At 43.3% G+C, this 10,834-nt stretch carries 13 protein-coding genes; 9 read left to right on the forward strand and 4 right to left on the reverse strand.

Annotated features, from left to right (window positions below):
- Positions 1–18: 18 nt before the first annotated feature.
- Positions 19–498, forward strand: a complete 480-nt coding sequence (locus HQN88_RS25955; RefSeq protein ID WP_173117971.1) for a DUF456 domain-containing protein — start codon at positions 19–21, stop codon at positions 496–498.
- A 46-nt stretch (positions 499–544) separates the two neighbouring features.
- Entirely contained in the window at positions 545–2,239 is a 1,695-nt protein-coding gene (locus HQN88_RS25960) for a putative polysaccharide biosynthesis protein (protein WP_173117973.1), read from the forward strand.
- Positions 2,240–2,253: 14 nt separating this feature from the next.
- On the opposite strand, the gene HQN88_RS25965 is transcribed toward HQN88_RS25960, so the two are convergent.
- The gene (locus tag HQN88_RS25965) at positions 2,254–3,564 is read right to left on the reverse strand and encodes a DUF2515 family protein (protein WP_173117975.1); all 1,311 of its coding nucleotides are present in this window, start codon (positions 3,562–3,564) and stop codon (positions 2,254–2,256) included.
- A gap of 217 nt (positions 3,565–3,781) precedes the next feature.
- Here HQN88_RS25965 and HQN88_RS25970 point away from each other — a divergent pair, with 217 nt between their 5' ends.
- The 6 genes from HQN88_RS25970 to HQN88_RS25995 all read left to right on the forward strand — a co-directional run bounded on the left by HQN88_RS25970 (position 3,782) and on the right by HQN88_RS25995 (position 7,918).
- Positions 3,782–4,168, forward strand: coding sequence for a GntR family transcriptional regulator (locus HQN88_RS25970; protein ID WP_173117977.1), 387 nt, complete (start codon positions 3,782–3,784; stop codon positions 4,166–4,168).
- On the forward strand, positions 4,165–4,854 hold the full coding sequence (locus tag HQN88_RS25975) for an ABC transporter ATP-binding protein (protein WP_173117979.1): 690 nt from the start codon (positions 4,165–4,167) through the stop codon (positions 4,852–4,854). The genes HQN88_RS25970 and HQN88_RS25975 overlap by 4 nt, the downstream gene beginning before the upstream one ends.
- On the forward strand, positions 4,851–5,684 hold the full coding sequence (locus tag HQN88_RS25980; RefSeq protein ID WP_173117981.1) for a hypothetical protein: 834 nt from the start codon (positions 4,851–4,853) through the stop codon (positions 5,682–5,684). Before HQN88_RS25975 ends, HQN88_RS25980 begins: the two co-directional genes overlap by 4 nt.
- Positions 5,685–5,746: 62 nt before the next feature.
- Positions 5,747–6,973, forward strand: coding sequence for a hypothetical protein (locus HQN88_RS25985; protein ID WP_173117983.1), 1,227 nt, complete (start codon positions 5,747–5,749; stop codon positions 6,971–6,973).
- Between the two features lie 148 nt (positions 6,974–7,121).
- A complete protein-coding gene (locus HQN88_RS38485; protein WP_173117985.1) occupies positions 7,122–7,484 on the forward strand; it encodes a DUF4183 domain-containing protein in 363 nt (120 codons plus the stop codon).
- A 5-nt stretch (positions 7,485–7,489) separates the two neighbouring features.
- Positions 7,490–7,918 (forward strand): DUF4183 domain-containing protein, encoded by a 429-nt coding sequence (locus HQN88_RS25995; protein WP_173117987.1) that lies wholly within the window; start codon positions 7,490–7,492, stop codon positions 7,916–7,918.
- A gap of 50 nt (positions 7,919–7,968) precedes the next feature.
- On the opposite strand, the gene HQN88_RS26000 is transcribed toward HQN88_RS25995, so the two are convergent.
- Both HQN88_RS26000 and HQN88_RS26005 read right to left on the reverse strand, forming a co-directional pair.
- Complete coding sequence (locus HQN88_RS26000) at positions 7,969–8,163, reverse strand: type II toxin-antitoxin system antitoxin (protein ID WP_173117989.1); 195 nt, start codon at positions 8,161–8,163, stop codon at positions 7,969–7,971.
- 12 nt (positions 8,164–8,175) lie between these two features.
- Positions 8,176–9,015, reverse strand: coding sequence for an SPFH domain-containing protein (locus HQN88_RS26005; RefSeq protein ID WP_173117991.1), 840 nt, complete (start codon positions 9,013–9,015; stop codon positions 8,176–8,178).
- Between the two features lie 352 nt (positions 9,016–9,367).
- On the opposite strand from HQN88_RS26005, the gene HQN88_RS26010 reads away from it, so the two are divergent.
- Entirely contained in the window at positions 9,368–9,850 is a 483-nt protein-coding gene (locus HQN88_RS26010; RefSeq protein ID WP_173117993.1) for a hypothetical protein, read from the forward strand.
- A 276-nt stretch (positions 9,851–10,126) separates the two neighbouring features.
- On the opposite strand, the gene HQN88_RS26015 is transcribed toward HQN88_RS26010, so the two are convergent.
- A partial coding sequence (locus HQN88_RS26015) for an IS110 family RNA-guided transposase (protein WP_173117995.1) occupies positions 10,127–10,834 on the reverse strand: 708 nt, incomplete at its 5' end.

Consider the following 10,834-nt stretch of genomic DNA (forward strand, 5'->3'; position numbering starts at 1 on the left):
TGGAGGAATGAACTGAGCATGATTACCTTGGGTTGGATTGTCGTTATTCTTTTATTTGTCATCGGAATGGTGGGGGCCGTCTACCCGATTCTGCCTGGTGTATTGGCTATTTATGCGGCCTTTTTCATCTATGGCTGGCTGATCACCTGGAAGCACTTCGGCTTCTGGTTCTGGTTGATCCAGACGTTAATTGTCATTATTATTATCGTGGCGGATTATGCGGTTAGTGCATTAGGTGTCAAAAAATTCGGCGGCTCGAAACCGGCAATCATCGGAAGCACCATTGGTTTGATCATTGGTCCATTCGTGATTCCAGCATTCGGAATCATTCTAGGTCCATTCATCGGTGCCGTCGTGGGTGAATTAATTGCTGGAACCTCTTGGCAGAATGCTATACGCGCTGGGATTGGGTCTGTGCTTGGTTTCTTCGCCAGCTCAGTGGTGAAAATTGTTTTGCAGCTGGCTATGATTATTATTTTCTTTCTATGGATCTTTTGAGGCTTAGAAGAACGTAAGAAAACTGTAAGAGAGAGAAGGAACGGACTTGACGAAGGTAACCAAAGATTCCCTTGTAAAAGGGACGCTCATTCTCACCGTGGCCGCGCTTGTAGCGCGGTTTCTCGGCGTTTTCCAGCGAATACCGCTGGTACATCTGCTTGAGGAAAAAGGGATGGGCAGCTATTCCATTGCTTTTAATTTATATTCGATCCTGCTCGTTATCGCAACAGCGGGTATTCCGAGTGCATTAAGTAAAATGGTTGCCGAGAAGAGAGCCATTGGTCGACCTCATGAAGCGCAAAGGATTTATCGGGCAGCGATCTGGTTTGCAGTAGTCGCTGGGGTCGGGATGACGGTCCTGTTATATGTCTTCGCACCAATTTATGCCGAGAATATTTCGCACGGTGGACCAGATGCTACCCTGGCGACTAGAGCTATTGCACCAGCGATGCTGTTCTTTCCGCTTATTGCTATTATGCGTGGCTACTTCCAAGGCAGACAACATATGATGCCCAATGGTATTTCGCAAGTGGTGGAACAAATTTTCCGATTGATTACGTCAATTCTGCTTGCCTATTTCTTGCTCAATATTTCATTGGGTTGGGGTGTTGCAGGGGCTTCCTTCGGGGGTGTTGTGGGAGGTGTTGCCGCACTTGCTGTCATGTTGTATTACGGCATGAAGCTGAAGCGAAGTGATGCACAATTGAGCCAGTCCTCGCTGGCAGCCTCACAAGCCGCGGCAGATCAGATTGGAGCAACACGTGCAGGTGATCAACCAGCAGAAATGTTCAGATATCGGGATATTTATCGAAGCTTACTAAAGCTATCAATCCCAATCGTCGTTTTCTCCGTCACCGTCACACTGGTGTACGCGATCGATACCTCGATGATTATTCCGTTGCTTGAGAATAAGATCGGTGCCGAGGAGGCCTTAGGCTTAGTCGGGATCATTGGTGGACGCGCGCAATCACTTGCGGGGATTCCCATTATTTTGGCCATCGCCTTGAGTCAATCCGTTGTACCTATTATTTCGGCAGCGTATTCGCGTAAAGATTTGAAACAGGTCGGACAACAGACTACGCGTGTGTTACAGCTTGCGATTCTATCCGGTCTTCCTGCTGTACTTATGATCAGTATTGCGGCTAGACCGATCGACTTCTTCGTATTCGGATATGAGGATTCCGCTTATGGAATCGCCCATGGACCTGCGATGATCTCTTTGCTAACAGCAGGCGCGATGTTCCAGATCGTGATGCAGACTTCAGGAGCCGTTCTGATGGGGATGGGACGGATGAAGCCACTAATGGCTCATGTTGGTGTCGGCATCGCAATTAAGCTGCTTGGCAGCTTCGTGCTCGGGCATTGGTTTGGCATATACGGCATCATCATTTCAACAGGACTTTGCTTTATTGCGATGTCATGGCTGAATTTACGCACGCTCCGAAAGGAAGTATCGTTCACGATTCTGGGGCGTCGATTCGGTGGACTTATCATAACAATCATTGTCATCGGTGTTCTTGGCTTTGCAGCGGAATGGGTGACGCACAACTATGTGGTGCCATTTTCTTGGTACCGTTTGAATCAAGGTATCCAAGCAGTGCTGATCTGCGGATTAACAGTGGCTTTGTATCCGCTGATGCTTATGGTTACGCGCGTGGTGACGAAGGATGATGTGAAGAACTTTCCTTCACCCGTACAGAAGCTCATTGCGAAAGCGAGTCGGCTGTTGAAGCGATCTTAATGGCATAAGTATCGCTAACGAATGAGCTTTTTAATCGCTTGTGCACTAAGAACAGCGAGTTCAATTTTACTTATTCCTAGGCACATTTCACGTGTCAAATCGTAAGATACCGGAACAGCGAAGGATTGCATATGTTGCAGCGGTTCATCCAAGTCAGTAAACCAATCCCCACGCTCAACCGTAGCTAGCGGCCTGTCAGGCCATGCTGATTGAAGCGGTGGACTATAGAATGGTGCTGCGCCTTTCTTAAGGCTGTAGCCATCGAGCCTCTCCTGATATTTGAGATCAGGAGGGGTTTTTCGTATGCGTGCGAATAGATGAGGCCAGTAGTCAGAACGTGACCCCGTATGGGGAGTAGAGGTTGCAAAAGCTATTGCACCTTGAAGGATGCCTGGTGCCCTAAACAGGATCGCATATAAGCTTTTGCCGAATTCGATGCGTTCAGAGAGGTTCTTGAAATTTTCAAGAATAAGGCCAGCAAGATGCGGTTTTGGTGGATCTTTCGAAGCGGAACGAAAAGGGAACCCGACTTGATTGAGCTGTAACCAGGCTTGTGTTTTGAACTGCGGCGTGTTTAAAACCGTTTGTTTGTAGATTGGATTCTGAACCACACGCTCCTCGACGTAATGTTGCTCATTAACAATCAGTCCTAGGGTGAGGAGGGCCGTATCCTGATACAACCAGAAATCCTGCCAAATCGGCAGCATCCAGGCAGATATGTGCAAATGAGGAAGAAGATGAAATAAGTTAAGCTTCCTCCGTTTGCTTTCGGCATAGAGCAACAATTGCGGGTAAGCATCTTGAAAAATAAGGGCATTCGCACGCTCAAGAAAGGCAAACAAATGCTCCGTGGCTTCGTTGTTTAACAAATGAGGCAGAAGTTCACCACGCAGATCCGTCATGCACCAGCCACCGTTGCGGGACACCATGTGAGCTAACAGAGCCCAGTGCAACTCAGGGAAGTCTCTGTAACAGGCCCAGTAGGCTTGTGTACGTGTCACATTATTGCGATTATGCAGGGAAGTCTGGGCGACGATTTGTTCCACAATTTGTTGTTCTTGAAAAGTAGGTGAGGGAGATGTGACCCCTCCATGTTGTAAGGATATTTGTTGGTGCAGCGCTTTTTCTAATCGGGCTTGTGTAGCAGGAGGGATTTCGATGACGGGAGTCGATGATCCATTTTCATGATCAGCATGCTCTGAGAAAGTCATCAACTTGGCAGCCTGTTGCTTAACAAGCTGTACAACTGCACCTGGCAGCCCTCGCATTTTCCCATAAAACCCCTGATTATTCTTGCTTTTCGGCGGTAGATTGACTCTCATCATGGCCTCCTTTCTAGAAAGAATCCTTCTTTCTATTATTTGCATGTAATCAGCTAGGTATGTCAACGAGGTGGAAAAACGAAGCAAGAACGTTCTGTAATACCAATTGTTGACAGAACAAGTGTATGAGTAGTATAGTACACATAAAGTGTATGAACCATTTAGTACACACACTAAATAATTCCAGTTTTACCTAGAAAGGAACATAGGAGATGGGTAGATGAACATTACGTTTAATAATCGCGATCCCGTTTATCTGCAGGTTGTCAGGTATTTTAAAGAGGAAATGGCCACGGGTAGGCTGGTAGGCGGACAAGAAATCCCGTCAAGGCGAGAGCTAGCAGGGCTGCTTCAAATCAATCCGAACACCGCACAGAAAGCTTATAAGGAAATGGAGGAGCAGAAGTTGATTACAACTGCAGGTAATTCCCCGAGTCGGATAACGACGGATAAGCAGATTTTGAATACCATTCGTGAAGAACTCATTCAAGAAGCCGTTGGGGTATTCGTTCAATCCATAAGCAAGATTGGGCTGCCAACGGATGAATTGCTGCGTGTTGTGAAAGAAAAGTATGAGGCAGAACGCGTAAGGGAGGTTGCGGAATGATCGAAGTAGATGGACTTGTGAAGCGATTTGGGCGGAAAAATGTATTGGAACAGGTTTCCTTTACCGCGGAGAAAGGCCAAATCACCTGTTTGATTGGGATCAACGGCGTAGGCAAATCTACGATCATGAAGGCGATCATGGGCCTGACCTCCATTCAAAGCGGATCGATACGTGTGGATGGTCAGGTTCCAACTACGAAAACGTACGAGAAAGTTGTCTTTATTCCGGATACGTTAACGATGCCATCTCACATGAAAATAAAGGAAGCTATGCTATTTATGAAGGATTTCTATGGAAACTGGAATGAAGCGCGGGCAGAACAGTTGATCGTCTTTTTTAAATTGAATCCCGAGGATCGACTTTCCAGCTTGTCTAAAGGAAACTCTGCAAAGGCAAATCTGTTACTTGGACTTTCTTTGGATGCCGATTATTTACTCATGGACGAGCCATTCTCGGGAATTGACATGTTCAGTCGGGAGCAAATCACTGCCGTCTTTACCAGTCATTTGATGGAAGATCGCGGTGTTCTGATCACGACCCACGAAATTCATGATATTGAGCATTTAATTGATAAAGTCGTTTTGCTGGATCAAGGGCGGGTTAGGAAACAGTTTTATCCAGAGGAAATGCGGTCGAACGAAGGTAAGTCCGTGGTGGATGTCATGAGAGAGGTGTATATGACTTGAAATACTTTATCAAGCTGTTGAACTGGGAAATTGTACGGTTTAGTAAACTGTATGGTGCTCTGGCACTCCTGTTAGTGGTATCTCAGTTTGTGGGAATATGGCTTACAGCCCACTCCTATCTCAGTGATGCGCATGCTTGGGCAGACAGAAATGGCGGAACAGAAGCACAATACGCGGAAAACTTTCAAAAATTGAATCTTATTAATATTTTTCATTCGGTCTGGTACGAAGGAGCCATCAGTTTATGTGCAATCGTTCTGCTCCTTTATGTTTTCATGATTTGGTACAAGGAATGGTTCGGCCGCAATACGTTTGCGTATCGACTGCTTATGTTGCCAACTTCACGGATGAACGTATATTACGCTAAGTTAAGTGCGATTGTGTTGTTTGTATTTGGTTTTGTTTCCCTACAATTTGTGGTGATTCCGCTGCAATTGGCCTCCTTCCTTGCTATCATCCCAGTTGGACTACGAGTAGAGGTTACTATTGGAGAATTGATTCGAAGAGATCCTTTGCTGAATTTGTTTATGCCGAGCTATGTTATGCAATTCATTTTATATTATGGAGCTGGCATTCTAGGTGTTTTTGTACTTTTTACGGCTATACTTTTGGAACGAAGTTATCGTTGGAAGGGCATTATTGCGGGTATTCTGTACGGTGCAGCCGTTCTGATCGTGATCGTTTTGCCACAAGAAATAAGTCAATTAGGTGTTACACTTCCTCTATTTCCAAGCGAAATCGTATTGTTGCAAGTGTTCATTGGACTGTGTATGGTTGCCATTTCAATCGGATTTAGTTCGTATTTGCTGCGAAAGAAGGTAACGGTGTAAATTCTCGAATTCTCGAAGTTCGGGTTAAGGGCTTTCAAAGACAATGCTAAGGAGGTGCACGCATGAAACGATACTGGCTGCTTGCTACACTGATACCTTTTTGTGTAATAGCTATGGGAACGTATTATGTGTCAGGTACTGCTGATCAGAAGCCGGAATATGAGTTAAAGACGATGAAAGGCTTAGAAAGCGATGCTGCCGGGCTGCAAATTACGGTAAATATGGATGGCATCACGACAACCGTTTCTACGAAAGGGAACGAGTCGGACGTCGAGCAACTCTCCTATTTGGCTAGGCTTGATGCTGAATCTTACTATGAGGACGATTTGAAAAGGCTTGTCAAAGAGCATCGTTCTTTCATGCGAGGGAAGAACGATGTGAATGCCTTTTATGAGGATGATCAGGTACTTGCGTATGTGGGTACTGAAGCTCACAATGATGTAACGAAGAAGCAATCTAACCAGTTAACCATCTCAATCATGGGGAAATTGGACGAAGGAACATCCTCATTTCATGTTCTTACAGATAAGAAAAACGATGAATATATAAATATCCATGATGTTCAGGTCAAAGATCAGATCATGAAGGTACTTGTTAATCGTATGCGAACCGACAAATATCCGCAGTTCTATCATGTTGGATACGATATGTATACGATCGATCTTACAAGCCAAAGTTTGCTGAAAAGCGAGCAGATCCTCTCTGCCGAGACACAAGTGAATGAAATAAGTACTTGGTATATATCTGGTAATGCTCGGATTAGCCCTACTGGATATGCGATATTTGATCGCAGTGAAAATAAAATCGTAGATAAGGTCGAAAGTCGGACCGTACAGAGAAATGAAGGGTTAGTAAATCGGGAAATTCGAGTGTATGATATTTGGAACGGACAATGGCGGACACTACAGAACGAGCAACTACATCATTTTTTGATGGAAGATAACTCGATGGGAATGTCTATCCAGTATGCTAATCAAGAGCTATCATTGGCTGCTATATCGGAGAATAAAGACACTCACGTCATGGTAGTAAATGTAGCGGAGAATAAAGTGATTCGTGATGTTCAAGTACCACTTCAAGCGATTCAGAAAGAGTGGGGCAGAGTCAATTACAGCCTAGTAGAGAAGGATCGCTTGTACCTACTCATGTCTGGTCGTGGTCGTCCTGAACCAAACGCTGCAATCGTTGAACTGCAAACAGGGAACATCCTCTATCAGGGAGAAATTGAGCGTAAGAATCTGAAGAGTATTGGCTATATCAATGCGAACGGAATCAAAGTGCAGAACTAATATTACATAAATAAAAGGTACAAAACCCCCTAATCACCATGATTAGGGGGTTTTGTATGTCATAAATGGGGATACGTACTGAGGTGAATATCCAATTAAAGGTAAAGTTTCTCGCATACAATATCCTAATCTATGAGTGGTCAGTGAGGTGATTCATATCCGGAAGCGAAAATGTCTTGAACCTACTGTCCGAAAGCCGAAAAAGAGCAAAGAACGGGTACTTAAGGCCAAGTATGGATCAAAAACCTTTTTCTTTTACGCCATTTCTGATGGAGACAAGCGTTGCTATACGGAAGAGGATCGTACCAAAGGCTATGGCGCTCAATCAATTCCTGACCCCAAAGCTGTTACCTATTCACAAGTTTTCGTAAATGGTGTGCTCCAGCCTAGTACGCTCTATCAGATAGATAAAGGTACGATAACGTTAATTTCGAAGGATGTACCTGAAAAAGGTGTTCCCATCATCGTACAAAGCATTCGTATATTTAAGCGAAGATTGGGAAGGGGGTGAATTAGATGGCAGCCTCACTGATTAAGCTTTTTATTACAGCTGCATTGGCTACTCCTCCAACAGCTTCGGGCGGTGTTGTGACAACAACCGTAGATCCTGAAGTAACGAGATACAATGCGGTGCTTACTGTTGGTATGATTGGTGGTACAGTAACAACGATTCCTGCAGAAGATTTTCTAGATGATAATGGCGATCCTGTAGATGCAAACTCACTACCAGCCGTGCCTACTGATGGATACATTAACGTATATGTCAATGGTGTATTACAACAGGAGGGTCTCTCGACGCTTACGACAGCTTCCTTGGTGTTAGGTACGATCTTAGCGGTAGTTGGTACACCTGTCGTTCTCGAAGTAGCAGATTTTTCAAATACAAGCTCCGCGATTACTACACCACAGACCATTTCTGCACCAGCGATTGACGTTACAACTTAACTAACACAAAAAAACATCTTACATGAGTACATGTAGGATGTTTTTTTGTGTTAGTGGTGGTCCAAATCTTCATTCGGTTGCTGCGCGGCACTAGATTTGGAGAGCCGTCCCGAACGGAGGAGCGCTTCGCGTAGTAGATATTCAATGTGTCCGTTAACACTTCGGAACTCATCCTCTGCCCATTGCTCCAGAGCTTGGTGCAGCTTCGGATCTAGTCGAAGCGGGAAATTTTTCTTGGGAGCCATAACATGGCTCCGTTAGTACAACGATCCGGTATTAATGACCGGAGTTGCTGAACGATCAGATACAATCGCAACTAGGAGATTGTTGATCATGGCAGCTTTACGCTCCTCGTCAAGCTGCAAACCCTGGGCTTCCAATTGTGCGACAGCCATTTGAACCATGCCAACGGCTCCTTCTACAATAATGGAGCGTGCTGATAAAATAGCTGATGCTTGTTGGCGCTGCAGCATGGCGCTAGCAATTTCGGTGGAGTAGGCTAGGTGAGTCAGACGGGACTCAATCACTTCAACACCTGCAACGGAAAGACGATGTTGAAGTTCTGTGCTGAGCTCAGCCGCAACTTCATCGGCATTTCCTCTTAACGAATAACCTTCTGTTTCGTAACGATCATAAGGATACTTGCTAGCTACATGACGTAGTGCAGTTTCACTTTGAATTTCTACGAATTTCTCATAACTATCTACATCGAACAATGCTTTGTACGTATCAACGACTTTAAACACGATGACAGCGGCAATTTCAATTGGATTCCCATCGATATCATTCACTTTTAATTTGACACTGTTAAAATTACGAACCCGAAGCGATATTTTCTTATGAGAAGAGAAGGGAATAACAAGCCATATACCGCTTTTGCGAATTGTCCCTAGATAGCTCCCGAAAAAAGTAATGACCGTGGCTTGATTCGGCTGAACGACAGTAAATGATGTCAGGGAGATGATGCTAACGACGATTAAAATAGCCCCAATGAGAAAGCTTTGCTGTGTGAAACTGAAAATGCCTAGCCCAAGTGCGGCAAAAAATAAGAGCAAGCCAATAAAGCCATTGAATGACCCTGCTTTAATTTCTTTCATACGTTGAAAAACCTCCCATAGTGTATATTATTGTGATATTTATATGATATCACTTTTTACTTTAATTGTAAAATGAAATGTGCGCCTATGGGAGGGGACGTCCTTGTTGATCAAGGAAAATAAAGTTCGTTAGTGGAAAATAGAGATCGTTAGTGGTCGTTCACTTTTGTGAACAACCACTTTTTTTCTAGGTCTAGGGGTTGTTAATTAATGAGGAAATAAATAATTAAGAAGAAGTCGAGCTTGCTCAACTAACTGGCAGGATAGTTAAATTGTTTCACGAATACCTCAAATATAGGAAACTTACGAAGTTCATAAATAAGACGTTATATGACATACAGGAGGAGATTTTATGAAAGATAAGAAAAATGAATTTACCGAAATGATATTAAAGTATTTCAATAATTACAAAGAAGAATTAATTGTTGATTTAAAGAAAGTCTTATCTTTAAATATTAACCATGAAGTAGAGTATTTAGAGTTTGAAGTACACTACATTTATTTACTGACTCTTCACCCAATGAAAGAATGGGATGTTGTTGATTTAGGTTTTGAAAATAATAATTTAAGACATCCAGCCGAGTATGATATTAAAATTGATTTTGAAAGCAAGATAGAAAGCCTACTGTCTTCAATTGTTCAGTATGAGGATGTTTTCGAAGATCCTATTATGAAATCTAGATTAATATTTATTGAATGGATTGCGCATTGTTGGCAGGAGGTCGGGGGATGCTCTTATAAATACCCTGTTAAGATATTACCTCATGATTGGATCAAGTATACTTATGATCTAAATAACATGAAGTGGGAACACAACGAAAAAAATGAATTTTAGCGATTTCAAAATTCCCAGTAGATTCGGGCAGACACCCCTGAACTGGCTAAACCGCATCGCATCACTAAGCTAACGAGAAACTATAGCGTGGCGGTGGAACTGATCCATCGCTTGTTTTCGTTGCTGCGCGATCTACCTAACGATTCCAGCTAATAGCTTGTCAATATTTAATTATTAATAGTAGTTTCATGAGATGGTATACTTTAAAAAGTGCATGGGAAAGAACCGTCCTATTAAGCACGGATGTAGATTCCATATATTTCTATTTTTTGTTGTTCACTCTAAACGGAATGCTTCCTTAGTAGTTAAGATGGCAAAAATCCAGTGAATGAGTTTATTCACACATGCAATTACTGCTACTTTGAATAGCTTTCCTTCAGCACGTTTCTTATCATAATAAGTCCTTAATTTCTTATTTCTATTACTACGAATACCGCATCTTACAGCTTGATACAAGGCAGTACGAAGCCTCCTGGAGCCGTGCTTAGTGATTTTATTTTGGGTAGCTACAAACTTACCTGAAGAAAAAACACTTGGATCAACACCAGCAAAGGCCACCAGTTTCTTTGCGTGATCAAACCGATCGATCTCACCAATCTCAGCTAAAATTGTTGCAGCAATCTTAGTGCCAATTCCGGGTATCGATTGGATTAAATCATATTCAAGTAGCTCTTCAGCCAGGCCATCTACCGATTTATTAAGGGTTGATAGATGATCCTGGTATTGAAGAAGCAATTTGATGAGCAGCTGTATAGAGATTAAATGGCTTGAAAAAGCCGTCTCCTTAAAGGGATTTCGCTTTGCTGCCGCTACTAAGACTTGAGCACGTTCCAAGCTCCATGAGACGGATTTGCCGCGTCCAATAAAACTTTGAATTGCATTAGTAATCTCCAACTCAGACATTTCTAGGACTTCTTTTGATGTTGGGTGTAAAGCCAAAAATCGAAGGGACACCTTTGAATAAAGATCACCAAACACGCCATG

The sequence above is a fragment of the Paenibacillus qinlingensis genome (assembly GCF_013204845.1).
GTDB lineage: Bacteria > Bacillota > Bacilli > Paenibacillales > NBRC-103111 > Paenibacillus_E > Paenibacillus_E qinlingensis.